Consider the following 25,995-nt stretch of genomic DNA (forward strand, 5'->3'; position numbering starts at 1 on the left):
AGGGGCCGCAGGCGCAGCGCCCCTTACGTGAGGAATGGGGCAGCGCGCCACTGGCTCGAAGTGAAAAGCGTGGGGGCTACAAGTCTTCCAGCTTGATCGTCGGCTCAGCCATTACTCGCACCGTGCTTTGCAGCCCGCGCAGGATCTGGTTGGCGAAAAAGCTGCTCTGGGTGTCGGGTTCCAGCGCCGCCACTACCAGGTTGGCCATGGGCTGGTTGAGCGGCACGTAGTAGCTGCCGCGCGGCACGTCGACCACGCCGCGCGTCAGGCTGACCTGCACCTTGATGATGGCGTTGCCGTCGGCGATCGCGCCGCGCACGTCCTGGCGTTCGCCCGAGGTGCTGGCGGTTTCACGGTAGCTGTCGCCCAGCATGGAGCCCTGTTCGGCGACGCGCATGACCTGCACGCCGTGCAGCCGCAGCCGGTCGACGGCCACGGTGGAGGCCGCCGACAGCCAGTAGCCGCAGGGGCGGGCCCGCGCCTTCAGGGTGCGCAGCGCCAGCGCCGAATCCCAGTCCACGTTGACGGCCTTGTCTGCGCCGGTGACAGGGTCCAGCATCAGCAGTTCGTACTGGGCGGCGGTGGGGCCGGCTTCGATGACGGCCTGTTCCTTGCAGGCCTGGGCGCTGACTTCCTTGTCGAGGTAGGGCCGCAGCTGGTGCAGCTCGTTGGCGCGCTGGGCGGTGCTGGCCAGCACGCTGGTGATCGCCGTGACCTGGGTGTGCACCCGCCGCTGGATGTGCAGGCGGCCTATGCCGACGCCGCGCGTTTCGATCAGCAGGCTGACGGCGTTTTTCAGGCCGTTCACGTTGCGGCCGGTGTCGGGCTGTGTGCCGCCCATGGAGATTTTTTTGTCGGCCAGGTCGCTGGACGTGGTGTAGTACCACTCGCTGCTGAGGTTCTGGGCCTTGAGCGCGGCCAGCAGCGGGCGGCGGTACCACTCTTCGGCGGCCTTGGTCAGAAACTCGGGCAGGTTGGCGGTGGTGGCGTACTGGAACAGCGCGTCGAATTTCTGCACCGTGCCGAATTTCTGCAGGTAACGGCCTACTACCGTGTATTCATGGGCGTCAACCACCACGGTCGGGTTGTAGTCGCGGGCCAGCCGGGCCAGTGCCTGGGCCTCGGGTGTGTTGAGCAGCAGGTGGTCGCGGTTCATGTCCAGCCCGCCGCTGGTGGCGCGCTGGTCGCCGGCGGCGCCGTCGGGATTGCCGCGCGGAACGATGACCACGTTGATGCGCTCCAGCACCGGCTGCAGCAGGCCTTGCGCGAGTTCCCGCGCGATCACCAGCAGCGCCTCGCTGCCGGCGGGCTCGTCGCCGTGCTGCTGGCCGACCAGCAGCACCGTGGGTTTGCCTGCGGCTTGCATGACGGCGGGGTCGGTGCCGCCGGCACGCGTGAGGACCAGCGCCTCCAGTGTTTCGCCGCGTTGCGAGCGGCCTATGGCCAGCACGCTGGCCCGTATGCCGGGTGTACGCGTGGCGGCGGCCGCCTGTTCGCGCAGCCAGGCCTGGATTTCCGCCTGAGTGGTGAAGGCGCTGCGGCCGGCTTGCAGGCCGGGGGTGTTGTAGGTCACTGACGGCGCCGGGAAGCGGGCGGCCACCGCGGCACTGTAAGGGGCGGGCGCCTCCGCCTGCGCGGCGGGCGGATAAGGTGTGGCCGGCGCGACGGGCGTCACCTGCACGGCCGCGGGCGGAATCACTGGCGAGGAAGGGCGCTGGGCGGCAGGCGCGGGAGCCGGTACGGCGGCTGGCTGGCCCGGTGTCCAGGGCGGCAGCGGAACGGAGCTGCAGGCGGCCAGCAAGGCCAGCGGTGCCAGCAGGGCGAGCGGCCGCATGCCGTGAATGCGTGAGGCGGGGAGCTGTGTCTTGGGAGATTGCGGCAGGGTGGTCGTCATGGATTTCTGCGCCTCAAGCGTGGCCGGGTGCTATGGATGGACCGTCCATGTTACCCGCCTTGCATGGGCGCGGCGCGCCGGTTTGCGCCGCCGCCACAGTGCGATGGGCCTGTTTCGTGTTTTCCTACATGACGCCTCCGGGGCGTCCCACACCAGGTCCGCCATGCCCCGCCTAAATTGGTCCAGCGGTCGGCTTTTAGCGGCCGCCTTCATTTGTAGAGCCGATAAACCCAGGACCAACCCCAAGAGGAACCCCCATGAGCAAAGCACCCGCGAAAAAACATGATGCCGTCGACCTGCTCGACGCAGACCACATCGCCGTCAAAAAGCTTTTCACGGCTTACAAAAAGCTGTGTGACGGCAATGCGCCCGCCGAGGACAAGCGTGAAGTCGCCGACCAGATCTGCCAGGAACTGACGGTGCACGCGCAGATTGAAGAGGAAATTTTCTATCCCCAGGTTCGCGCGGCCGTCAACGACGACCCGTTGCTGGACGAGGCCGAAGTGGAGCATGCCACGGCCAAGGACCTGATCGCGCAGATTTCGGGCATGGACCCCGAAGACGACCTGTATGACGCCCGGGTCACGGTGCTGGGTGAATACATAGACCACCACGTCAAGGAAGAGCGCGAGGAAATCTTCCCCAAGGCCCGCAAGTCCGAACTGGACCTGGTAGCCCTGGCCGAGGAGCTCAGCCAGCGGAAAATGGAGCTGATGGACGAGTTCAAGACCGCCCAGGTCTAGCCCCTGGCGGGCGGCCTCCCAGCGCGAAGAAGGTTCTTTAAGGTTCTTTAGACCCTGCATCGTCGCCGGGAGAGCCCTTTCTGGGAAAATGGGGCATGTCCGCCCCGTTTTCCCCCGCCAGCCTCTCCGGTGCTCCCGCTTCGGCGTCCAGCCATCCCTGGCGCCTCAGCGTCGCGCCCATGATGGACTGGACCGACAGGCATTGCCGGCATTTTCACCGGCTGCTGTCGCGCCATGCCTTGCTGTACACCGAGATGGTCACCACGGGCGCCTTGATCCATGGCGATGTCGAGCGCCATTTGCGCTTCAATGCCGAAGAGCACCCCGTGGCGCTGCAACTGGGCGGCAGTGAGCCCGCCGACCTGGCGCGCTGCGCCCAGCTGGGTGAGCAGTGGGGCTATGACGAAATCAACCTCAACTGCGGTTGCCCCAGCGAACGTGTGCAGCGCGGGGCTTTCGGCGCCTGCCTGATGGCCGAGCCGCAACTGGTGGCCGACTGCGTCAAGGCCATGGTCGACGTGGTAGACGTCCCGGTCACGGTCAAGCACCGCATCGGCATCGACAAGGCCGAAAGTTATGAGTTCGTGCGCGACTTCGTCGGCACCGTCAGCGAGGCCGGCTGCAAGGTCTTTATCGTGCATGCCCGCAACGCCTGGCTCAAGGGCCTCTCGCCCAAGGAAAACCGTGAGGTGCCGCCGCTGCGTTATGAACTCGTGCACCGCCTCAAGAAGGAATTCCCGCAACTGGTCATCTGCATTAATGGCGGCATCAACACGCAGGAAGAAGTGGCCGGGCACCTGGCCGCGCTGGACGGCGTGATGATTGGCCGTGAGGCTTATCACAACCCCTGGTGGCTGGCTTCCTGGGACAACACTTTTTTCGGCGCCGACGAATCCCCGCTGAGCCGTGAAGCGGTGGAAGCGCAGATGTGCGACTACATGGTGCGCGAAGCCGCCGAGCACGGCACGCCGAAGAGCGCCATCGCGCGCCACATGCTGGGCCTGCGCAACGGCCTGCCCGGCGCGCGGCGCTGGCGCCAGGTCTGGAGCGACCACCGCCTGCGCGACATGCCGCCGCATGCCGTGATGGCGCTGGCGCATGAACTACCGGCCTCATCGCCGTCGGTGCTTGCCGATGCCACCGCCATGGCCGATGCCTGATACCGCGCAGAAACAGGCGCGCCAGGCGCTGGCCCTGCTCTGGCTGGTGCCGGCGCTCTGGACGGTCAACTACATCGTGGCGCGCAAGGCGCCGGGCGTGATCGGCCCCTACCTGCTGGCCTTCGGGCGCTGGGGCCTGGCGGCGCTGTTCCTGCTGGTGCTCACGCGGTCGGAGCTGTGGCGTCAGCGCAGCCACATCGCCAAGGTATGGTGGCAATACTTGGTGCTGGGCACGCTGGGCATGGTGATCTGCGGCGCCTGGGTCTACCAGGGCGCGCGTTCCACCGGCGCGATGAACATCGCGCTCATTTATGCGGCGTCGCCGGTGCTGATAGGCCTGGGTGCGGTGATCTGGCTTGGCGAGCGCCTGAGCCTGCGCCAGGGCCTGGGTGTGGTGCTGGCCATTGCCGGCGTGGTACACGTCGTGGTCAAAGGCCAGTGGACCGCGCTGGCCGGTGTGCAGTTCTCCGCGGGGGACCTATGGATCGTGGCAGCCACGGTGTCATGGGCGGCCTATGCCTTGCTGCAAAAGCAATGGCCCAGCCCGCTTGGTGCCACGGCCCGCCTGGCGGCCATCTGTATAGGGGGCACGCTGGTGCTGCTCCCCTTGACGGCCTGGGAGATGACGCGAGCCGACGCCTTGCCGCTAAACAGCTACGGCCTGCTGCTGATTGTGGTGGCGGCGATCGTGCCGGGACTGGGCGCCTACTGGATTTACGGCTGGGCGCAAAAAATCCTCGGTGCCAGCCGCGTGGCGGTGTCGCTTTACCTGGGTCCTCTTTATGCGGCGCTGGCGGCCTGGGGCGTGTTGGGCGAATCGTTGGGCTGGCACCACGCAGTGGGTGCCGCATTGATCTTGCCCGGGGTATTTTTTGTAACGGGCGTCGGCAAGGGGCTGACTAAAAAACATTCAAGGCCCATACTGACAAAAGGCGCTTGAAATTGCCGACACGCTTTGGCGGTTTCAACTTGCGGCCTCGCTGCCGTTCATGCAACGCGTGTGCATGAGCATTGCCCTTTGAACGCGCCCAGGCTTGCGGCGCGAATCGCAGCAGGCAAACTGCTTTCTCAAGACACCAGCCTGCAGCCTAGTGATTTTCTTCATCTGCAGCTATTGAAAACATAGCAAAGCCATCGGGGCCATGTGCTCGATGCGCACCGAAGTCGCATGGAACATGCGCACACACATCATCCGGATTCTTTAAAAAAATTGACTGTACGTATTCGCGCATTTGGAAAATAATGGAGACGAAGGTTCGTTGGAACTTTCCATTGACGCTGCGGTCTACCACTCACCTGGTGTGAGGCAACAGTTCGATGCATAGCGCGGGATCTGGAGCGGATTTCTATCGCGGGCCAGGGTTCCTCCGGTTCTTGCGCGCATAGGAGGATTTATGGATGTCGTCCGTAATTTTCTGACGCGTTATGAACAGACGCGAGAAGAGGAACTGTCCGTTGAGGACTACCTCGACGCCTGCAAGCGCAGTCCTCTCGTCTACGCCACCGCGGCCGAGCGCATGCTCGCCGCAATCGGCGAACCCGAGCTGCTGGACACCCGGCATGACCAGCGCCTGTCGCGCCTGTTCGGCAACAAGATCATCAAGATCTACCCGGCATTTCGCGACTTCTACGGCCTGGAGGATCCCATCGAGCAGGTGGTTTCCTACTTCCGCCACGCCGCGCAGGGCCTGGAAGAGAAAAAACAGATTCTCTACCTGCTGGGCCCCGTGGGCGGCGGCAAGTCGTCGATCGCCGAGCGGCTCAAACAGCTGATGGAGCAGGTGCCTTTTTATGCCTTGAAGGGCTCACCCGTCAACGAGTCGCCGCTCAGCCTGTTCAACAATGCCGAGGACGCTCCCTTGCTCGAAACCCAGTACGGCATTGCGCCGCGCTACCTGCAGCGGGTGATGTCGCCGTGGGCGGTCAAGCGCCTCGAGGAGTACGGCGGCGACATCCGCCGCTTCCGGGTCGTCAAGCGCTTTCCTTCCATCCTGAAGCAGTGCGCGATTTCCAAGACCGAGCCCGGTGACGAGAACAACCAGGACATTTCCTCGCTGGTCGGCAAGATCGACATCCGCAAGCTGGAAACCTACGCCCAGGACGACCCGGACGCCTACAGCTATTCCGGCGGGCTGTGCTTGGCCAACCAGGGCCTGCTGGAGTTTGTCGAGATGTTCAAGGCGCCGATCAAGGTGCTGCACCCCTTGCTGACCGCCACCCAGGAGGGCAACTTCAAGGGCACCGAGGGTTTTGGCGCGATTCCCTTCGACGGCATCGTGATGGCGCACTCCAACGAAAGCGAATGGAAGGCATTCAAGAACAACCGGAACAACGAGGCTTTCCTGGACCGGATCTACATCGTCAAGATTCCGTATTGCCTGCGCGTTTCGGAAGAAGTGAAGATTTATGAAAAACTGATCCACAACTCGTCGCTGCACAACGCCATTTGCGCGCCCGGCACCTTGAAGATGATGGCGCAGTTTGCCGTGCTGACGCGCCTCAAGGAACCCGAGAGCTCCAGCATCTTCAGCAAGCTGCAGGTGTATGACGGCGAAAACCTCAAGGACACCGACCCGAAAGCCAAGAGCTACCAGGAGTACCGCGACTACGCGGGCGTCGACGAGGGGATGAACGGAATCTCCACGCGCTTCGCCTTCAAGATCCTGTCCAAGGTGTTCAACTTCGACTCCACCGAAATCGCCGCCAACCCGGTCCACCTGATGTATGTGCTGGAGCAGCAGATCGAGCGCGAGCAGTTCCCGGTTGAAACCGAGCAGAAGTACCTGGCCTACATCAAGGAAATCCTGGCCATGCGTTATGCCGAATTCATCGGCAAGGAAATCCAGACCGCCTACCTGGAGTCGTATTCGGAGTACGGGCAGAATATTTTCGACCGCTACGTCACCTACGCCGATTTCTGGATCCAGGACCAGGAATACCGCGACACCGACACCGGCGAAATCTTCGACCGCTCGGCGCTCAATGCCGAGCTCGAAAAAATCGAGAAACCGGCCGGCATCAGCAACCCGAAAGACTTCCGCAACGAGATCGTCAATTTTGTGTTGCGCGCACGCGCCAACAACGCGGGCAAGAACCCGGTCTGGACCAGCTATGAAAAGCTGCGCACCGTGATCGAGAAAAAAATGTTCTCGAACACCGAAGACCTGTTGCCGGTGATTTCCTTCAATGCCAAGGCCAGCGCGGACGAGCAGCAAAAGCACGAAGATTTTGTCAACCGCATGGTCGCCAAGGGATATACCACGCGGCAGGTCCGCTTGTTGTGCGACTGGTACCTGCGTGTACGCAAGAGTTCCTGAGGCCCGCGGCGCGCCGTGGCGGGCGCGTCATGTGTATGTGACCGGAGATCACCGTGCTCCAGCAAGTCATTGACAGGCGCTTGTCGGGAAAGAACAAGTCCATCGGCAACCGCGAGCGTTTTCTGCGCCGCTTTCGCGAGCAGATACGCGATACCGTGCGCCGTGCCGTCGCGGGCCGCAGCATCCACGACATCGAGCAGGGCGAAGACATCACCCTGCCGCGGCGCGACGTCTACGAGCCGGTGTTTGGGCACACCGGCGGCACGCGCGAGAGCGTGCACCCCGGCAACCGTGAATACGTGCGCGGCGACCGCATCGCGCGGCCCAAGGGCGGTAGCGGCGGCGGCTCGGGCGGCGAGGCCAGCCCAGACGGGGAGGGTGATGACGACTTTGTCTTTCGCATCTCGCGCGAAGAGTTCATGCAGTATTTTTTCGACGACCTTGCGCTGCCCGACCTCATACGCACCCAGCTTTTGCCCGATGCGCCGGAATGGAAATCCCGCCGTGCCGGTTTCATCTCGGATGGAACGCCGACCAACCTGCACGTGGTGCGTTCGCTGCGGGTAGCGCTCAGCCGACGCATCGCCATAGGCGGGGAGACGCGGCGGCAGGTGCATGAGCTGGAGGCGCAACTGGCGCTGGCCCTGCGCGACGCGCCGGATCTGCCTGACGAGATTCTTTCCCTGAGGACGCAGATCGACACGCTTCGCCGGCGCCTCAAGACCATTCCCTTCTTCGACCCCTTCGACCTGCGTTACCGCAACCGGGTCAGGGTGCCGCAGCCCACTTCCAAGGCGGTCATGTTTTGCCTGATGGACGTCTCGGGTTCCATGGACGAAACGCGCAAGGACATCGCCAAACGTTTTTTTATCCTGCTCTACCTGTTCCTCAGGAAGCATTATGAAAAGACCGACGTCATCTTCATTCGCCACCACACCCAGGCGACCGAAGTGTCCGAAGAAGAATTTTTCCAGTCCACCGAGACCGGCGGCACCGTGGTGTCCAGCGCCCTGGCCTTGATGCACCAGATCATCCAGGAGCGCTACCCGCCCGGTGACTGGAACATCTATGGCGCCCAGGCTTCGGATGGCGACAACTGGCACCAGGATTCGGCCCGCTGCCGTGAGTTGCTGGTCAACAAGCTGCTGCCGGTGTCGCGCTATTTCGCGTATGTCCAGGTGGGCGAGGAAGACCAGAACCTCTGGGAAGAGTACACCCAGGTGCAGGAGGCCAACCGGAACTTTGCGATGCGCAAGGTGGGCGGTGCGGACGAGATATTCCCGGTGTTCAGGGAGTTGTTCAAAAAAGGCGCCAAGCCATGACAAAGACCGCGAAAAAGCCTGTCGAAATTGCGGCGCCGGGCCTGTCCGGCACCGGGCGCCGGCACGCCTGCCTGCCCAGCCCGTCCGACTGGTCCTTCGAGTTGATCGAGCTCTACCACGGCGAGATTGCGCGGAAGGCGAAGTCCTTTGGCCTGGATACTTACCCGGTGCAACTCGAGGTCATCACCGCGGAGCAGATGATTGATGCCTATGCGTCGGTGGGCATGCCGGTGAACTACCGGCACTGGTCCTTCGGCAAGCAGTTCATCTCGACGGAAAAAAACTACCGGCGCGGCCAGATGGGGCTGGCTTACGAGGTCGTGATCAATTCCAACCCCTGCATCGCCTACCTGATGGAAGAAAACACCATGCCCATGCAGGCGCTGGTGATGGCGCATGCCTGCTACGGCCACAATTCCTTCTTCAAGGGCAACTACCTGTTCCAGATGTGGACCGACGCCGGCGCCATCGTCGACTACCTTGTGTACGCGCGGGCCTACATCGCCGAGTGCGAGGAACGCCACGGCTGGGAGGCGGTCGAGCAGCTGCTGGACTCCTGCCATGCCCTGATGAGCCACGGCGTGGACCGTTACCAGCGTTCACAGAAGCTGTCGCTGGCGGAGGAAGAGGCCCGCCGCAAGGACCGCGAGGCTTATCTGCAGCAGCAGCTCAATGACCTGTGGCGCACGGTGCCCAAACCGGCCGACAAGCCGGCCGAAAAAACCCATCGCCGTTTTCCGCCGGAGCCGCAGGAAAACATCCTGTATTTCATCGAGAAAAACGCACCCTTGCTGGAGCCCTGGCAACGCGAGGTGATACGCATCGTGCGCAAGATCGGCCAGTATTTTTACCCGCAGCGCCAGACGCAGATCATGAACGAGGGCTGGGCCACCTTCTGGCATTACACGCTGCTCAATTCGCTGTACGACGAGGGTTTGCTGACCGACGGCTTCATGATCGAATGCCTGCGGTCCCACACCAATGTCATCTACCAGCCGCCGGTGACACATCCCGGCTACAACGGCGTCAACCCCTACGCGCTGGGGTTTGCCATGTTCAGCGACCTCAAGCGCATCTGCGAGTCCCCCACGGAAGAAGACCGGCAGTGGCTGCCGGACGTGGCCGGCTCGAACTGGCTGGAGACGCTGGACTACGCGATGCGGCATTTCCGCGATGAGAGTTTCATCGGGCAATACCTGTCGCCGCGGCTGATACGCGAATTCCGGCTTTTTTCAGTGGTGGACGACGCGAACAGGTCCGAGCTTGAAGTGGCGGCCATCCATGACGAGGCCGGCTACCGGCATGTGCGCGAGGCGCTGTCGCGCCAGCATGACCTGAACTACCGCGAGCCCAACATACAGGTCTGGGACGTGGACGTGCGCGGGAACCGCTCCCTGACCTTGCGCCACAGCCGCCACAACGACCGGACGCTGACGGACGACGTCCAGGAGGTGATCAAGCACATCGCGCGGTTGTGGGGTTTCCGTGTCCTGCTGGAAAGTGTGGACAAGCACGGCAAGGTGGTGCAGCACCGGGAGGCGCTGCCGCAGGTTTGATGCCGTTCACGCCGCGGCTTCCAGCCCGTTCCTGAAATGCTCGCGCATGCGCTGCGCGGTGCCGTCGGCGTCGCGCGCGGCCAGCGCCTGCATGATGGCGCGGTGCTCGGCCAATGACTCTTCAATGCGACCGCTTTTGAGCAGCGAATTGTGGCGGTTGAGTTTCATCACCTTGCGCAGGTCGGCCACCATCTGGTCGCGCCAGCGGTTGTTGGCGATTTCCAGCAGGCGCATGTGAAAGGCCTCGTTGATCTCGAAAAAGCGTTCGCGGTTGCCGACGGCTTTTTCAAGCTCCTCATGCAGGCTTTGCAATTCTTTGAGCTGTGAAGGGGTTGCCTGGGCGGCCACCACGCCGGCCGCATCGCTCTCCAGCAGGGCCAGCAGGTGATAGACGTCGGCGAGATCGCGTTCGGAGACTTCCGTGACGTAAGCGCCGCGCCTAACCTTCATGGTGACCAGGCCTTCGGTGGCGAGTACCTTGAGGGCCTCGCGCAGCGGCGTGCGGCTGATGCCGTATTCCTCAGCCAGCTTGAGTTCGTCTATCCAACTGCCCGGCGCCAGCTCGCGGTTAAAAATGCGCTGGCGAAGAAGCTCGGCGACTTCTTCATAAAGCGCTCGGGGAGTCAGGGACACGGCGGCCATGGACATAGGGGTGTTTTTAATAGGTAAGGCGAGCTTGGGGCGCGCTGCTTCCTGTCAGCGCTACTGGCATCTTACTTGAAACTGAATTTTGCATCAATAATTATAAATGATGTAAACTTCAAAGCATCACGAATTCCATCCCCCGGGGCCCTGGTTTGCATCGCCAGCCCCTGCAGATCCTGTTACGGTAAACATCCCATGTCCAAGCGTCCTCCCGAACCTGAATTTCCCGCCGCCAGCCTTGAAGCCTGGGCCAAAGCAGCCGCCAAGTCGGCCCCCGGCGGCGATCTGGATGCGCTGAACTGGCAGACGCCGGACGGCATCAGCGTCAAGCCGCTGTACACCGCCGAAGACACCAAAGATCTTCCGCACACCAACACGCTGCCAGGGTTTGAGCCTTTCATCCGCGGCCCGCAAGCTACCATGTATGCGGTGCGCCCCTGGACGATCCGCCAGTACGCGGGCTTTTCCACGGCCGAGGAATCCAACGCCTTCTACCGCAAGGCGCTGGCCGCCGGCGGGCAGGGCGTGTCGGTGGCGTTTGACCTGGCCACGCACCGCGGCTACGACAGCGACCACCCGCGCGTGACCGGCGACGTGGGCAAGGCCGGCGTGGCCATCGATTCGGTCGAGGACATGAAGATATTGTTCGACCAGATCCCGCTGGACAAGGTCAGCGTCTCCATGACCATGAACGGCGCGGTGCTGCCGGTGCTGGCCGGCTATGTGGTCGCGGCCGAAGAGCAGGGCGTGAGCCAGGACAAATTGAGCGGAACCATACAGAACGACATCCTCAAGGAGTTCATGGTTCGCAACACCTACATCTTCCCGCCGCAGCCCAGCATACGCATCATCGGCGACATCATCGAGTACACGGCGCAGAACATGCCGAAGTTCAACTCGATCTCGATCTCGGGCTACCACATGCAGGAAGCCGGCGCCAACCAGGCGCTGGAACTGGCCTTCACGCTGGCCGACGGGAAAGAGTATGTGAAGACCGCGCTGGGCAAAGGCCTGGACGTGGATGAGTTCGCCGGGCGCCTGAGCTTTTTCTGGGCCATTGGCATGAACTTCTATCTTGAAGTGGCCAAGATGCGCGCCGCCCGCCTGCTGTGGTGCCGCATCATGAAGGGCTTCAATGCCAAGAGTCCCAAGAGCCTGATGCTGCGCACACACTGCCAGACCTCGGGCTGGAGCCTGACCGAGCAGGACCCCTACAACAACGTGGTGCGCACCACCATCGAAGCCATGGCCGCGGTCTTTGGCGGGACGCAGAGCCTGCACACCAACTCGTTCGACGAAGCGATTGCCCTGCCCACCGAGTTCAGTGCCCGCATCGCCCGCAACACCCAGCTCATCATCCAGGAAGAAACCCATATTCCGCACGTGATCGATCCCTGGGCCGGCAGCTACATGATGGAAAAACTCACCCAGGACATGGCCGACGCCGCCTGGGCCATCATTGAAGAGGTCGAGGCCATGGGTGGCATGACCAAGGCCGTGGACAGCGGCTGGGCCAAGCTCAAGATCGAAGCGGCCGCCGCCGAAAAGCAGGCGCGCATCGACAGCGGCAAGGACGTGATCGTCGGCGTCAACAAGTACAAACTCAAGACTGAAGACGCCATCGAATCGCGTGACATCGACAACGTGGCCGTGCGCGAGGGCCAGATCACCAGGCTCAAGGCCATCAAGGCCAAACGCGACAACGCGGCGGTGCAGGCCGCGCTGGAAGCCTTGACGGCCGCCGCCGAAAATAACAACGGCAACCTGCTGGACCTCAGCATCAAGGCCGTGCGCCTGCGCGCCACGGTGGGCGAGGTCAGCGATGCCCTCGAGAAAGTTTACGGGCGCCACCGCGCCGATACACAAAAGGTGACCGGTGTGTACGCTGCCGCTTATGACTCGGCCGAAGGCTGGGAAACCCTCAAGACGGAAATCAACGCCTTCGCCGAAGCGCAGGGCCGCCGCCCCCGCGTGATGATTTCCAAGCTGGGCCAGGACGGCCACGATCGCGGCGCCAAGGTGGTGGCCACGGCCTTCGCCGATCTGGGTTTCGACGTGGACATGGGCCCGCTGTTCCAGACGCCCGAGGAATGCGCGCGCCAGGCGATTGAAAACGACGTGCATGCGGTGGGTGTCTCCACGCTGGCGGCCGGCCACAAGACGCTGGTGCCGGCCATCATCGCCGAGCTCAAGAAGCAGGGCGCCGACGACATCATCGTGTTTGTCGGCGGCGTGATTCCGCGGCAGGACTACGAGATGCTGTATGAGGCCGGCGTGAAGGGCATCTACGGCCCGGGCACGCCGATCCCGGCCAGCGCCAAGGATGTGCTGGAACAGATTCGCGCCGCCGTTGCGAAATGAGCCCGCGGTGACGGACATCAGTTTGCGCCTGTCCCTGCAGCCGGTGCTTGCCGGCGACTTCGAGGACATGCTGGCCTTGCGCATAGATGCGATGCGGCCCAGCCTGGAGCGCGTCGGCCGCTTTGACCTTGCGCGTTCGCGAGAACGTCTGTCGGCCGGTTTTTTGCCGCAGTACATGCAACACATCCTGCTGGACGGCGCGCGCGTGGGCTTTTTCACGATCAAGCCTGAAGGTGATACAGCTTTGCGGTTTGACCACCTCTATTTGCGCAGCAATGCCAGCGGCCAGGGCATAGGCTCATGGGTACTGCTGCAAGTACTCAGCCAGGCACGCGAGCGCGGCCTGGCTGTGAGATTGACCGCGCTGAAAGAAAGCGATTCCAACCGCTTCTACCTGCGCCATGGCTTTGTATTGCAAGGCGAAGAGGGCGTCGACCTGCATTACGAATGGCCCGTCACGGAGTCGGCAACGTGATGGCTGCGCCTGATTTCCTGCGAGCCATCATGGGCTCGGACGCGATGGCCCAGCGCCGCGCCATCGCAAAGGCCATCACCTTGTTGGAATCCACCCGCGCCGACCACCGCGCCCAGGGCGATGAACTGCTCACGGCCTTGCTGCCGCACACCGGCAAGTCTTTCCGCCTGGGTATTAGCGGCGTGCCCGGGGTCGGCAAGTCCACCTTCATCGAGGTGCTGGGCCTGTACCTGATCGCGCAGGGCCATCGCGTCGCGGTGCTCACCGTCGATCCTTCCTCTTCCGTCTCTGGCGGCTCCATCCTGGGCGATAAGACCCGCATGGAAAAGCTCTCGGTGCATGAGCGCGCTTACATCCGGCCCAGCCCCTCCAGCGGCAACCTGGGCGGTGTGGCCGAAAAAACGCGCGAGGCCATGCTGGTCTGCGAAGCCGCCGGTTACGACGTGGTGATCGTCGAAACCGTGGGCGTGGGCCAGAGCGAGACAGCCGTCGCCAACATGACCGACATGTTTGTACTGATGCAGCTGCCCAACGCCGGAGACGATTTGCAGGCGATCAAAAAAGGCGTGATGGAACTGGCCGACCTGGTCATCATCAACAAGGCCGATATCGACGCCGACGCCGCCATGCGGGCCGAAGCGCAGATCACGTCGGCGATGCGGCTGTTCGGCCTGGTCAACAACGCCATGGACAGCACGCAGGCGGCCAACTTCGACAAGAACTGGCACCCGCGGGTGATCCAGCTCAGCGCGCTTCATAACAAAGGCGTGGACGTGTTCTGGAAAGCCGTGATGCAGTTCAAGGCGCTGCAGGCCGCCAACGGCGGCCTCGTCGCCCGGCGCCAGCAGCAGTCGCTCTCCTGGATGTGGGAGCGCATAGATGCCGGCCTCAAGCAGGCCTTCCGCCAGGACCCGCAAGTGCGCGAGCGCCTGCCCGGCCTGCTGGCCGAGGTGGCGCGCGGCGAAGTCGCGGCATCGACCGCAGCCCGCAGCCTGCTGGCCCTGGCCGCCAAGGGATGAGACCGATGAAGAAGATCGTCATCCTCTGGGTTCTGCTTTTGCAGGCCTGCCTGGCCTGGGCGGGTGGCATGGTCGCCGGCGAGCCGCAGAGCTTTGTCTTCACCGACAAGGGCTATTTTGCGGACAAGCCCGTCACTGTGTATTACTACAAGGCGCGCAGCGCCGGCCCCGATGCCAAAGTGATGGTAGTGATCCACGGCACGGAGCGCCAGGGCTCGCGCATGCGCGACAACTGGATGCCTTTTGCCGAGAAAAAAAAGCTCATCGTGCTGGCCCCGGAGTTCGACGAGGCGCGGTTTCCTTCCAGGCTGTTCAATATGGGCGGCATCGAGACGCGCGACCGCAGTAAATGGTCGTTCCAGATCGTTGAGCATCTTTTTGATTTCGTCCGAGCCGATGAGGGGCTATCCACGCCCGACTACGTGTTGTTCGGCCACTCGGCGGGCGGGCAATTCGTGCATCGCTTCATGCTGCTGATGGAGGCGCCCCGCGTTTCCGTCGCCGTGGCCGCCAACGCCGGCAGCTACACCATGCCACGCTACCCGGGCCTGATGGACGACAAGGTTCCTTACGCGCTGGACGAGGGCATCGTCAGCCCCGACAAGCTCAAGCAGGTTTTTGCGCGTAAGCTGGTTGTGCTGCTCGGTGAAGCCGATACCCAGACCGACGCGGCCAACCTGCCCAAAGCCCGGCAGGCCACGGCACAGGGTGCGAACCGCTTTGAGCGCGGCAGCAACTTCTTTGCGCGGGCTACCGCGCAGGCGCAAAAGCTGGGCACGCCCCTGGCCTGGGAGCGCGTCACGGTGCCGGGTGTGGGGCACGACTCGCGCCGAATGAGCCAGGCCGCCGCGCGCCTTTTGTTTGATTCAACCAAGTAAGTTTTCACTGTCGACATTGCGGAACACACCATGCAAGAAATCCTTGAACAACTCGAAAAGAAACGCGCCGCGGCCCGCCTGGGCGGCGGCCAGAAGCGCATAGACGCGCAGCACGGCAAAGGCAAGCTGACGGCGCGCGAGCGGCTTGAGCTGCTGCTGGACGAAGGCACCTTCGAAGAATGGGACATGTTCGTCGAGCACCGCTGCACCGACTTCGGCATGCAGGACAACAAGATCCCCGGCGACGGCGTGGTCACCGGCTACGGCATGATCAACGGCCGCCTGGTGTTTGTCTTCAGCCAGGATTTCACGGTGTTCGGCGGCGCCCTGAGCGAGGCCCATGCCGAGAAGATCTGCAAGGTGATGGACCAGGCCATGAAGGTGGGCGCACCCGTCATCGGCCTCAACGACTCGGGCGGCGCCCGCATCCAGGAAGGCGTGGCCTCGCTGGGCGGCTATGCCGACGTGTTCCAGCGCAACGTGATGGCCAGCGGCGTGATTCCGCAGATCAGCATGATCATGGGACCCAGCGCAGGAGGCGCGGTGTACTCGCCGGCCATGACCGACTTCATCTTCATGGTCAAGGACAGCTCTTACATGTTTGTCACGGGCCCCGAAGTCGTCAAGACCGTGACGCACGAGGAAGTCACAGCCGAGGAGCTGGGCGGCGCCACCACCCACACCACGCGCAGCGGCGTGGCCGACCTGGCGTTCGAGAACGACGTCGAGGCGCTGCTGATGTTGCGCCGCCTCTACAACTACCTGCCGCTGAACAACCGCGAGAAAGCCCCGGTGCGCCCCAGCGCCGACCCGGCGGGCCGCATGGACCTGAGCCTGGACACGCTGGTGCCCGAGAACCCGAACAAGCCGTACGACATGAAGGAGCTCATCGTCAAGACGGTGGACGACGGCGATTTTTTCGAAATCCAGCCCGAGTACGCGAAGAACATCATCATCGGCTTTGCCCGCATGGAAGGACAGACGGTGGGCATCGTCGCCAACCAGCCCCTGGTGCTGGCCGGTTGCCTAGACATCAAGAGTTCCATCAAGGCCGCGCGTTTTGTGCGCTTTTGCGACGCCTTCAACATTCCGGTGATCACCTTTGTCGACGTGCCCGGCTTCATGCCCGGCACCAGCCAGGAATACGGCGGCATCATCAAGCACGGCGCCAAGCTGCTATACGCCTACGCCGAGTGCACCGTGCCCAAGATCACCGTGATCACGCGCAAGGCCTACGGCGGCGCCTATGACGTGATGGCGTCCAAGCATCTGCGCGGTGACGTCAATTTCGCCTGGCCCAACGCCGAGATCGCGGTGATGGGCGCCAAGGGTGCGGTGGAAATCATCTTCCGTGAAGACAAGGGCGACCCGGCCAAACTGGCCGCCAAAGAAGCCGAATACAAGGCCCGCTTCGCCAACCCCTTTGTGGCCGGTGCGCGCGGCTTTATCGACGACGTGATCCTGCCGCACGAGACCCGCAAGCGCATCTGCCGCTCGCTGGTCATGCTGCGCGACAAAAAGATCGAGAACCCGTGGCGCAAGCACGGGAACATCCCGCTGTAAGCCATGTCTGGAATTTCCGCCGTGGACATTTCTGGCCCGACACCCGGCAGGCACCGCCCGCGGACCGCGCGCTGGCTGCTGCTGGCGATCGGCCTCCTGTTGCTGGTCGACTGCCTTTACCTCGTAACGGTCAAGGTCACGCACCTCGGCGTGATCGTGCCGGCGGTCATCGCGACGGTGCTGATCGCGCTTTCATTGTTCGCCGAACGTTGGCATAGGTGGCTGCGCGGACGCCGCTGGCGCTTGTTGGCCTGGCGGCTGGTACTCGCCGGGTTCTTCCTGTGGCTGGCCTCCCTGCTGGTCTTTTTTGCCGTCCTGCAGCGGCTGCAGCCTTCGGCCGCAGGAGATGCCGATCCGCGGGTCATTGTGGTTCTTGGCTCAAGCACGCCGAACGGACAGGCCTCCCCGACCCTGGCGGAACGCCTCAAGCTGGCCTACAGCCTCGCTGGGCAACATCCCCGGGCGCTGGTCGTGGTCAGCGGCGGAACGGACTTCAAGCAGAAGATTCCTGAAGCGCGTGTGATGGCCGACTACCTGGTCGGCCTTGGCCTGGACGCCGCGCGCATCAGCCTGGAAGACCAAAGCACCAGCACGTATGAAAACCTGGTGTTTTCGGCGCGTCTGCTGGAGGCTGCGGGTGTGAAACGGGATGTGCCCATGGTGCTGGTGACCAGCGACTTTCACACGCTGCGCGCCGGCTGGATCGCCAGTAAGGCGGGCTGGTCCCAGGTGCGGCCGGCGGGTGCCCTGACACCGCTTTATATGCGCTACAACGCCTGGACACGCGAGTATTTCGCCTGTTTTTCAGGCTGGTTGCTGCGGGAATACTGAGCTGGCACCATCAAAAAGAAAATCGACTGGAAACATCATGTTCAAGAAAATACTGATTGCAAATCGAGGTGAGATCGCTTGCCGCGTGATTAAAACCGCCCGCAAGATGGGCATCCAGACCGTCGCGGTGTATTCCGACGCCGACAAGGATGCACGCCACGTCGAACTGGCCGACGAGGCCGTCAACATCGGCCCGGCGCCCAGCCGCGACAGCTATCTGCAGGCCGACAAGATCATTGCAGCCTGCAAACAGACCGGCGCACAGGCGGTGCACCCGGGCTACGGCTTCCTCAGCGAGAACGCGGGCTTTGCCAAGCGGGTCGAAGAAGAAGGCATCATCTTCATTGGTCCCAAGCATTATTCGATTGCCGCCATGGGCGACAAGATTGAATCGAAGAAGCTGGCCGGCGCGGCGGGCGTGAACTGCATCCCCGGCGTCAACGATGCGATCGAAACTGCCGAGAAAGCCGTGGAAATCGCCAAGGGCATTGGCTACCCGGTGATGATCAAGGCCAGCGCGGGCGGCGGCGGCAAGGGCTTGCGTGTGGCCTTCAACGACAAGGAGGCCTTTGAAGGCTTCACCTCCTGCCGCAACGAGGCGCGCAACAGCTTTGGCGACGACCGTGTCTTTATCGAGAAGTTTGTCGAAGAACCCCGCCACATCGAAATCCAGCTGCTGGGCGACAGCCATGGCAACGTGGTCTACCTCAACGAGCGCGAATGCTCCATCCAGCGGCGCCACCAGAAGGTGATCGAAGAGGCGCCGTCGCCTTTCATCAGCGATGCCACGCGCAAGGCCATGGGCGAGCAGGCTGTGGCGCTGGCCAAGGCGGTGAAATACCAGAGCGCCGGCACGGTGGAGTTTGTGGTCGGCAAGGACCAGAGTTTTTACTTCCTCGAAATGAACACCCGCCTGCAGGTCGAGCACCCGGTGACGGAATGCATCACCGGGCTGGACCTGGTGGAGTTGATGATTCGCGTCGCGGCCGGTGAGAAGCTGCCGATCGCGCAGAAAGACGTGCAGCGCAATGGCTGGGCCATCGAGTGCCGTATCAACGCTGAAGACCCCTTCCGCAGCTTCCTGCCTTCGACGGGCCGCCTGGTGCGCTTCCAGCCGCCCAGGGAAACCATGTTCGCGGCCGACACTTCGCAGCTGTTCGGCGTGCGTGTGGACACCGGCGTGCAGGACGGCGGCGAAATTCCCATGTTTTATGACTCGATGATCGCCAAGCTCATCGTGCACGGCAAGGACCGCAAGGAGGCCATTGCAAAGATGCGCGAGGCGCTCAACGGCTTTGTGATCCGGGGCATCTCGAGCAACATTCCTTTCCAGGCGGCCTTGCTGGCGCATCCCAAATTTGTCGCCGGCGATTTCAACACCGGGTTTATCGCCGAGAACTACGGCAAGGGCTTTCACGCCGAGGACGTGCCGCACGAGGATCCGTCCTTCCTGCTGGCGCTGGCGGCTTACGTCAATCGCCGCATGCTGGGCCGCGCGGCCGGCATCAGCGGGCAGCTGCCGGGCCATGGCGTGACGGTGGGCGAAGAGTTTGCCGTGGTTGGCCTGGGAGCGGCCGGGCAGAACACCACACACCCGGTGACGGTGCGCAACTACCAGGCGCAAACCGGCTCCGGCACGGTGGAGGTGGGGGCAAAGAGTTATGAGATCTGCAGCAACTGGCACCTGGGCGGCGCGCGCATTCGCGGCACCGTCAACGGCCAGCCCTTTGCAGCGCAGGTGGAGCGCGGCGTGGGCCGCAATCCGCTGGCCATCCGCATTGCCCATAACGGCACACGGCTGGATGCGCTGGTGCTGACGCCGCGCGCGGCGCAGCTGCATGCCCTGATGCCCTACAAGGCACCGCCCGACATGAGCCGCTATGTGCTGTCGCCCATGCCGGGCTTGCTGGTGGACGTGGCGGTGCAGGTGGGACAGAAAGTGCAGGCCGGCGAGCGCGTGGCGGTGATTGAAGCCATGAAGATGGAAAACGTGCTGTTCGCCGTGGCCGATGGTGTGGTCGGCAAGGTGCTGGCGGCCAAAGGTGAATCCCTGAGCGTGGACCAGCCCATCGTGGAGTTTCAGGCATGAATGTGGCCCCCCCACGGTCGCTCGCTTTGCGTAGCCTGCGGCATCTTCCTGCCCCTTTCATCACATGAGGGGCCGCTGCGCCTGCGGCCCGGCAAAGCCGGTTCCGCGGCCCCTGCTTGGAGAAGACCCACTCGCGCTTGTCATCTTGGGTCGCCCGGTGACAGCGATTGCTTGTTGAGGAGAAATAAATGACACGTCCATTTAAAGTGCTGGGCATCCAGCAAATCGCCATAGGCGCCACCAGCAAAGACCGCCTGCGCACGCTGTGGGTGGACATGCTGGGCCTGGAAGTCACCGGCAACTTCGTCAGCGAACGCGAGAACGTGGACGAGGACATCTGCGCCATCGGCAGCGGCCCGTTCAAGGTCGAGGTCGACCTGATGCAGCCGCTGGACATGGACAAAAAACCCGCGGTACACACCACGCCGCTCAACCACGTGGGCCTGTGGATAGACGACCTGCCCAAAGCCGTGGAATGGTTGACGGCCCAGGGCGTGCGTTTTGCGCCGGGCGGCATACGCAAGGGCGCCGCCGGTTTTGACATCTGCTTTTTGCACCCCAAGGCCAGCGACGAATTTCCGATTGCGGGTGAGGGCGTGCTGATCGAGATGGTGCAGGCGCCGCCTGAAGTCATCAAGGCTTTCGCGGCCCTGGGGTAAACGCGGAGAGGCCGGGGCGCGGGCCGGGCCGCCCCTGGATGAGGGCGCGCTAAAGCCCTCTTTTCCCTCAATTGGCCGCAGCACGATTCTTCACAATGGTTTCAAGAGAAGCGCAGCCTGCGTTTCCATTTGAAGAAGACTTTTTGATGAATCCCGGCACGCTGTTGAATCCTGGCATCCGGCTGCTCCGTCGCCTGCAGCTTGGGGGAAAGCTCGCGTGGCTTGCGATTTTGTCGGCCCTGCCGCCTTTGCTCCTCATGTTGCAGTTCACGCTGGCATCCAGGCCGGTTGAGGGCCTGACCGCGCTGGTAACGGCATGCGGTTTGACCCTCTGCCTGCTCATCTATTTTCTGTTCGCCTTCCGTTGCGTGATGGCCGACGGCATTGACCATCTGGCCAGGGCCACGGGCAAGATGGTGGCCGGCGACTTGCGAATCGAGCCTGCAGGCCGCGGCGCCGACGAGCTGGGCCGCCTGCTGGCATCCACGGCGGCACTCAGCCATACGCTGTCGGGCATGGTGGCCAATGTGCGCAGCAACGCGGCATTTGTGGCGCATTCGGGCCAGAGCATGGCCAGGGGCAACCGTGAGCTGTCAGACCGTACCGAACAGCAGGCCGCCAACCTGGAGCAGACGGCGGCCAGCGTCGAACAGCTGTCTTCCACCGTCCGGGACAACGCCGGCCGGGCCGGCCAGGCCAATTTGCAGGCGGCCCAGGTGCGGGACCTGGCGGAGGCCGGCGCCACGGCCATGACCGAGGCTGTCGCTTCCGTGGAGGCCATTCACGGCGGCGCCAAACGCATGGACGAGATCGTCGGCGTGATCGATAGCCTGGCTTTCCAGACCAACATCCTGGCCCTCAATGCGGCAGTGGAGGCCGCCCGCGCGGGCGAGTCGGGCCGTGGTTTTGCGGTGGTGGCCGCCGAGGTGCGCTCGCTTGCCAAACGGTCGGCCGAGTCGGCCAAGGAAATCCGCCAGTTGATCGGTGAGTCTTCGCGGCAGGTGGAGGCCAGCGTGCAAACCATACGCACGGCGGGAAGCAGCATCACGCACATGGTTTCCGGCATCCGCGACGTGGCGGCCAATATGGCGCAGATTTCGAAGTCCAGCACCGAGCAAAGCGCCAGCCTGGGCGAAATCACGACGGCGGTCCGGCAGCTCGACAAAATCACCCAGGACAACGCGCAGATGGTGGAGCGCGCCGTGGCGCAGGCCACCAGGCTTGAGGGACGGGCAAGCACGCTGGTGCAGTCGGTGGCCGGCTTCAGGCTGCAGCAGGGATCGGCCGAGGAAGCGTGTGCCATGGTGGCGCGGGCCATCGCGCATGGCCGCAACCTCCCCCGGGATGTTTTCCTGCGCGACCTTACCAACCCCGCCAAGGGTTTCCATGACCGCGACATGTACGTCTTTGCGCTGGACAGCCGCGGCACCTACCTGGCGTTTGGCGGCAACCCGGCCAAGCTCGGCACACGCGTGCAGGACATTCCCGGCATCGACGGGCAGGGGCTGCTGGAGGCCATTGTTTCGCAGGCCAGCGAAGAGCCGGGCTGGGTCGAGTACGACATCACCAACCCGGCCACGGGCAAGGTCCAGACCAAGATGTCATTCGTGCAGCAGGCCGGCGACATCTTCGTGGGCTGCGGCGTCTACAAGAACATCGTGTCAGCCTGAGGCGGCGGGGCCGCGTTTGGCGCGGGCGCGTGCGAGCGCGGCTTCAATCACGGCGCGCTTGCGTTCGGCGGAGCTGTCGGCGGTTTGTGATGCGGCTGCGGGAGTCGCCGGCCCGTCTTCTGCTGGGGCCGGCAGGGCGCTTCCAGTGGTTTGCTGCGGGATTGCGGCGCTTTCCCTGGGGTAACGCCGGCCGTGAAACTCATAGCGGCTGTGCGCCGTGTCGGCCTGCTGCGGTGACCACGCATCCCAGCCGGTGCGCGCGCCAGTGACGTTTTCCAGGCTGATGCAGTCGACCGGGCATACCGGAATGCACAGCTCGCAGCCCGTGCACCAGGGCTCGATCACGGTGTGCATCATCTTGTTGCTGCCCATGATGGCGTCGGTCGGGCAGGCCTTGAGGCACAGGGTACAGCCTATGCACCAGTTCTCGTCGATGACGGCCATGGCGCGCGGGCCTTCCGTCCCATTGTCGGGATTCAGGGGCAGGACGGGCCGGCCGGTGATGGCCGCGAGGCGCCGCACGCCTTCGGCGCCGCCCGGCGGGCATTGGTTGATGGCGGCTTCGCCGGAGGCCATGGCCTCGGCATAGGCCGCGCAGTCGGGATAGCCGCAGCGGGTGCACTGGGTTTGGGGCAGGGCGGCGTTGAGCCGCTCTGCCAGGCGGGAGGCTATGGGGGAAGTCACCGGCCTATTGTCCTACCAGTCATGGCCTCCCCGACCTGCCGCTGCCGGCGTGTTCAGGCTTGCTTGCTACGCGCGGTCTTTTTTGCCGCCGGTTTTGCAGCGGGCTTGGCGGCGGATTTTGCGGCAGGTTTTGCCGCCGCGGCGCGTTTGGCTGGAGCGGAAGGCTTGTTGTTCTCAAGGATAAAGGCCTTGACCTGCGGGTAGACGATGTCGCGCCAGCGGCGGCCGCTGAAGATGCCGTAGTGGCCCGCGCCCTTGACTTCGAGGTGCTTTTGCCGCCCCTTGGGGATGTTGTAGCAAAGGCTGTGGGCGGCCTCGGTCTGGCCTGAGCCGGAGATGTCGTCGAGTTCGCCTTCGACGGTGAAGTGGGCCGTGGTCTTGATGTCTTCGGGGCGCACGCGCTCCAGTTCGCCGTCCACATTCTTGACGTCCCAGTTGCCGTTGACCAGCTTGAATTCCTGGAACACCGTCTTGATGGTTTCCAGGTAGTAATCGGCATCCATGTCGAGCACGGCGTTGTATTCGTCGTAGAACTTGCGGTGGGCCTCGGCGCTGGCGTCGTCACCCTTGAGCAGGTCCTTGAAATAGTCGTAATGGCTGCTGGCGTGGCGGTCGGGGTTCATCGCGACGAAGCCGGTGTGCTGCAAAAAGCCGGGGTAGACGCGGCGGCCGGCGCCCGGGAAATTGCTGGGCACGCGGTAAATCACATTGTTTTCAAACCACTCGTAGCTCTTGTTCATGGCCAGGTTGTTCACGGCCGTGGGCGATTTGCGCGCATCGATGGGGCCGCCCATCATGGTCATGCTCAGCGGGGTGGTCTCGCCGCGCGAGGCCATCAGCGACACCGCCGCGAGCACCGGCACGGTGGGCTGGCAGACGCTGATGACGTGGCAGTTGCCGTAAATGCCCTGGATGTGGCGGATGAACTCCTGCACGTAGTTGACGTAGTCGTCCAGGTGGAAGGAGCCGTCGGACAGCGGCACGGTGCGCGCGTTTTTCCAGTCGGTGATGTAGACCTTGTGGTCCTTGAGCATGGTGCGGACGGTGTCGCGCAGCAAGGTGGCGTAGTGCCCGGACAGCGGCGCCACGATCAGCACCGCAGGTTCGCCCTTCAGGCCGGTCAAAGTGGCGGGGTCGTCGGTGAAACGCTTGAAACGCCGCAGTTCACAAAAGGGTTTGTCGATTTCCACGCGTTCGTGGATGCTGACATCGGTGCCGTTGACGTCGATGGTCCGGATGTCAAAGGCCGGTTTTTCATAATCCTTACCCAGCCGGTAGATCAGGCTGTAACCGGCCGCCACACGCTGGGCGAAAGGGTTTTGCCCGAGCGGCGACAAGGGGTTGCCGTAGAGCTTGGCGGCAGCCTGTGCGAAGTCAACAAAGGGCTCCATCAAGGTGCGCTGGGTTTCATAGACTTGGTACAGCATCGGGGGTCAACCTTGGTTATGTCGTTATGAAGTAAAACGTAGTATGTTGCAGTGCAATATAACAGGCGGGCGCCGCACTGATTTGAGGATAACCACCAATTCCGGGCGCTTTTCACGGGATTGGTGCCAAAGCGCCACGCGGGCGGGCCGGGGCTTGTTTACCGATAAACCACCGCCACCTGCGGAATTGTAGGAACACTTACCATTCTGCCTCCGGCCAGCGGTTTTGCCGACCCCCTGAAACCGCAGACCCGAACAGGAAACAACAACATGCTCCCCACGATTGACGCCTCCGCGCTGGACCGACTGGCCTCCCTGAAGAAATCCGACAGGATGCCGGTGCTTTTTGTGGGCCACGGCAGCCCCATGAACGCCATCGGCGACAACGAATACCGGCGCAGCTGGCAGGCGCTGGGCGCTGAATTCGGGACGAAATACCCCAAACCGCAGCTGATTCTGTGCATTTCCGCCCATTGGCTGACCGAAGGCTGGTGGCTGACCGGCATGGACAAGCCCAAGACCATCCACGACTTCGGCGGCTTTCCGCAGGAGCTGTTCGACCAGCAATACCCCGCGCCCGGCGATCCGGCCGCCGCGCAGGCCATCAGCCAGCTGGTGCGCCAGCGGGCCTCGGCGCCCCTGGGCATCGATGAAGGCGAATGGGGGCTGGACCATGGCGCCTGGTCGGTGCTCAAGCCGATGTTCCCGGATGCGGACATCCCGGTGATCCAGCTCAGCATGGACTACGGCCGTGCGCCCGAGGACCACTATGCGCTGGCAAAGCAGCTCAAGGCCTTGCGCGAGCGCGGGGTGCTGGTGGTGGCCAGCGGCAACATCGTGCACAACCTGCGCCAGATGCAGCGCGGCGCGACGGGCAGCCAGGCTTACGACTGGGCGCTGGAGTTCGACCAGATCACCGGCGGCTACCTGCAGCAGGGCAACCTCGATGCACTGCAGAACTTCCAGAAGCTGGGCCAGGTCGCCAAAATGGCGCATCCCACCCATGAGCACTACCTGCCCTTGCTGTATGCCGCCGGCGCCGCCGATGGGAAGGAGCCCATGCGCTTTTTCAACACCAGCTTCCAGGCGGGGTCGATCTCCATGCGCTCGGCGGTGTGGGGTTAGGCGTTCAGGTGTTGATCCGCAGCCAGGGCCAGCGCTCCTGGTAGGCCCTGGCCTTCTTTTCAAACAGCGGCAGGTGAGGGCACAGCGGATTCGGGCCGAGCCGGCCCTGGTACAGATCGTCCAGGCCGTTGGGCGCATAAAGCTCCAGGCCCGAGCCGCCCGCTTTGAGGCCCACGCAGGTACTGGTGACCAGGAAGCGGTCAATGCCGTCCCGGGAACTGCTGAGGGCAGGGTAGGGAAAACCGAAGTAGTCCTGGTACCAGGTATGGACCCGGGCCTGGTTTTTCGCTTCCACGGTGATGCCCTGGCCGGCAAAGCAGGCCAGGACCCGCTCGTTGACCCGGGCTTCGGCCGCCTCCGAAAGATCGGCGGGATCGAAGTAGAACAGGTCGTAGTCCTTGATGTGGGCTTCGGGCGGGTTGCCCGAGCGCAGGTTCCAGACGGTCTGGAAGAGGCAGCCCGCGACCAGCCAGGCATCCGGCAGGCCCAGGGAGGGCAGCTGCGCCAGGATGCGCTGGTTGTGGCGGTTTTGCAGGGCATCCCGGATGAAGCCATCCGGGCTGGCAGGCTCGGAAGG

At 63.4% G+C, this 25,995-nt stretch carries 22 protein-coding genes; 16 read left to right on the forward strand and 6 right to left on the reverse strand.

Annotated features, from left to right (window positions below; all coding sequences use genetic code 11):
* Nucleotides 1-76: 76 nt before the first annotated feature.
* Nucleotides 77-1,894, reverse strand: a complete 1,818-nt coding sequence (locus ACSQ27_RS03520; protein ID WP_436154095.1) for a M14 family metallopeptidase — start codon at nt 1,892-1,894, stop codon at nt 77-79.
* A 257-nt stretch (nt 1,895-2,151) separates the two neighbouring features.
* Between ACSQ27_RS03520 and ACSQ27_RS03525 the strand changes: the two genes are divergently transcribed.
* From ACSQ27_RS03525 to ACSQ27_RS03550, 6 genes are all read left to right on the forward strand, one after another.
* Entirely contained in the window at nt 2,152-2,637 is a 486-nt protein-coding gene (locus tag ACSQ27_RS03525; RefSeq protein WP_436154096.1) for a hemerythrin domain-containing protein, read from the forward strand.
* Nucleotides 2,638-2,732: 95 nt separating this feature from the next.
* On the forward strand, nt 2,733-3,797 hold the full coding sequence (gene dusA / locus ACSQ27_RS03530; protein ID WP_436154097.1) for a tRNA dihydrouridine(20/20a) synthase DusA: 1,065 nt from the start codon (nt 2,733-2,735) through the stop codon (nt 3,795-3,797).
* Complete coding sequence (locus tag ACSQ27_RS03535) at nt 3,790-4,737, forward strand: DMT family transporter (RefSeq protein WP_436154098.1); 948 nt, start codon at nt 3,790-3,792, stop codon at nt 4,735-4,737. Before dusA ends, ACSQ27_RS03535 begins: the two co-directional genes overlap by 8 nt.
* A 454-nt stretch (nt 4,738-5,191) precedes the next feature.
* Nucleotides 5,192-7,114 carry a PrkA family serine protein kinase gene (locus tag ACSQ27_RS03540; RefSeq protein ID WP_436154099.1) on the forward strand — a complete coding sequence of 641 codons (1,923 nt, stop codon included), beginning with the start codon at nt 5,192-5,194 and terminating at the stop codon, nt 7,112-7,114.
* 47 nt (nt 7,115-7,161) lie between these two features.
* Entirely contained in the window at nt 7,162-8,436 is a 1,275-nt protein-coding gene (locus ACSQ27_RS03545; protein ID WP_436155390.1) for a YeaH/YhbH family protein, read from the forward strand.
* Nucleotides 8,433-9,992 carry a SpoVR family protein gene (locus ACSQ27_RS03550; RefSeq protein WP_436154100.1) on the forward strand — a complete coding sequence of 520 codons (1,560 nt, stop codon included), beginning with the start codon at nt 8,433-8,435 and terminating at the stop codon, nt 9,990-9,992. Before ACSQ27_RS03545 ends, ACSQ27_RS03550 begins: the two co-directional genes overlap by 4 nt.
* A gap of 6 nt (nt 9,993-9,998) precedes the next feature.
* Here ACSQ27_RS03550 and ACSQ27_RS03555 read toward each other — a convergent pair whose 3' ends face one another.
* Nucleotides 9,999-10,634: a GntR family transcriptional regulator gene (locus ACSQ27_RS03555; protein WP_436155391.1), complete on the reverse strand. Its 636-nt coding sequence runs from the start codon at nt 10,632-10,634 to the stop codon at nt 9,999-10,001.
* A 198-nt stretch (nt 10,635-10,832) separates the two neighbouring features.
* Here ACSQ27_RS03555 and scpA point away from each other — a divergent pair, with 198 nt between their 5' ends.
* The 8 genes from scpA to ACSQ27_RS03595 all read left to right on the forward strand — a co-directional run bounded on the left by scpA (nt 10,833) and on the right by ACSQ27_RS03595 (nt 20,512).
* Nucleotides 10,833-12,998 carry a methylmalonyl-CoA mutase gene (scpA, locus tag ACSQ27_RS03560; protein ID WP_436154101.1) on the forward strand — a complete coding sequence of 722 codons (2,166 nt, stop codon included), beginning with the start codon at nt 10,833-10,835 and terminating at the stop codon, nt 12,996-12,998.
* Entirely contained in the window at nt 12,961-13,473 is a 513-nt protein-coding gene (locus ACSQ27_RS03565; RefSeq protein WP_436154102.1) for a GNAT family N-acetyltransferase, read from the forward strand. The genes scpA and ACSQ27_RS03565 overlap by 38 nt, the downstream gene beginning before the upstream one ends.
* Nucleotides 13,473-14,492: a methylmalonyl Co-A mutase-associated GTPase MeaB gene (meaB, locus tag ACSQ27_RS03570; RefSeq protein ID WP_436155392.1), complete on the forward strand. Its 1,020-nt coding sequence runs from the start codon at nt 13,473-13,475 to the stop codon at nt 14,490-14,492. Before ACSQ27_RS03565 ends, meaB begins: the two co-directional genes overlap by 1 nt.
* 5 nt (nt 14,493-14,497) lie before the next feature.
* Nucleotides 14,498-15,370, forward strand: coding sequence for a hypothetical protein (locus ACSQ27_RS03575; protein ID WP_436154103.1), 873 nt, complete (start codon nt 14,498-14,500; stop codon nt 15,368-15,370).
* 30 nt (nt 15,371-15,400) lie between these two features.
* A complete protein-coding gene (locus ACSQ27_RS03580) occupies nt 15,401-16,933 on the forward strand; it encodes an acyl-CoA carboxylase subunit beta (protein ID WP_007866994.1) in 1,533 nt (510 codons plus the stop codon).
* Nucleotides 16,934-16,954: 21 nt separating this feature from the next.
* The gene (locus tag ACSQ27_RS03585; RefSeq protein ID WP_436154104.1) at nt 16,955-17,764 is read left to right on the forward strand and encodes a YdcF family protein; all 810 of its coding nucleotides are present in this window, start codon (nt 16,955-16,957) and stop codon (nt 17,762-17,764) included.
* A 37-nt stretch (nt 17,765-17,801) separates the two neighbouring features.
* A complete protein-coding gene (locus ACSQ27_RS03590; protein ID WP_436154105.1) occupies nt 17,802-19,853 on the forward strand; it encodes an acetyl-CoA carboxylase biotin carboxylase subunit in 2,052 nt (683 codons plus the stop codon).
* Between the two features lie 188 nt (nt 19,854-20,041).
* The gene (locus ACSQ27_RS03595; RefSeq protein ID WP_436154106.1) at nt 20,042-20,512 is read left to right on the forward strand and encodes a VOC family protein; all 471 of its coding nucleotides are present in this window, start codon (nt 20,042-20,044) and stop codon (nt 20,510-20,512) included.
* A 101-nt stretch (nt 20,513-20,613) separates the two neighbouring features.
* Here the strand turns inward: ACSQ27_RS03595 and ACSQ27_RS03600 are convergent, their stop codons facing one another.
* Nucleotides 20,614-20,904, reverse strand: coding sequence for a hypothetical protein (locus ACSQ27_RS03600; RefSeq protein WP_436154107.1), 291 nt, complete (start codon nt 20,902-20,904; stop codon nt 20,614-20,616).
* On the opposite strand from ACSQ27_RS03600, the gene ACSQ27_RS03605 reads away from it, so the two are divergent.
* On the forward strand, nt 20,884-22,182 hold the full coding sequence (locus ACSQ27_RS03605; protein WP_436154108.1) for a methyl-accepting chemotaxis protein: 1,299 nt from the start codon (nt 20,884-20,886) through the stop codon (nt 22,180-22,182). The genes ACSQ27_RS03600 and ACSQ27_RS03605 overlap by 21 nt on opposite strands.
* Here ACSQ27_RS03605 and rsxB read toward each other — a convergent pair.
* Entirely contained in the window at nt 22,174-22,866 is a 693-nt protein-coding gene (gene rsxB, locus ACSQ27_RS03610; RefSeq protein WP_436154109.1) for an electron transport complex subunit RsxB, read from the reverse strand. The genes ACSQ27_RS03605 and rsxB overlap by 9 nt on opposite strands.
* Before the next feature lie 53 nt (nt 22,867-22,919).
* Entirely contained in the window at nt 22,920-24,293 is a 1,374-nt protein-coding gene (locus ACSQ27_RS03615) for a polyhydroxyalkanoate depolymerase (RefSeq protein WP_436154110.1), read from the reverse strand.
* Between the two features lie 270 nt (nt 24,294-24,563).
* Between ACSQ27_RS03615 and ygiD the strand changes: the two genes are divergently transcribed.
* Complete coding sequence (gene ygiD, locus ACSQ27_RS03620; protein ID WP_436154111.1) at nt 24,564-25,418, forward strand: 4,5-DOPA dioxygenase extradiol; 855 nt, start codon at nt 24,564-24,566, stop codon at nt 25,416-25,418.
* A gap of 4 nt (nt 25,419-25,422) precedes the next feature.
* Here ygiD and ACSQ27_RS03625 read toward each other — a convergent pair whose 3' ends face one another.
* A complete protein-coding gene (locus ACSQ27_RS03625) occupies nt 25,423-25,965 on the reverse strand; it encodes a nucleotidyltransferase family protein (RefSeq protein ID WP_436155393.1) in 543 nt (180 codons plus the stop codon).
* Between the last annotated feature and the right edge of the window lie 30 nt (nt 25,966-25,995).

The sequence above is a fragment of the Polaromonas sp. LjRoot131 genome, assembly GCF_964252805.1.
Taxonomy (GTDB): domain Bacteria; phylum Pseudomonadota; class Gammaproteobacteria; order Burkholderiales; family Burkholderiaceae_C; genus Polaromonas.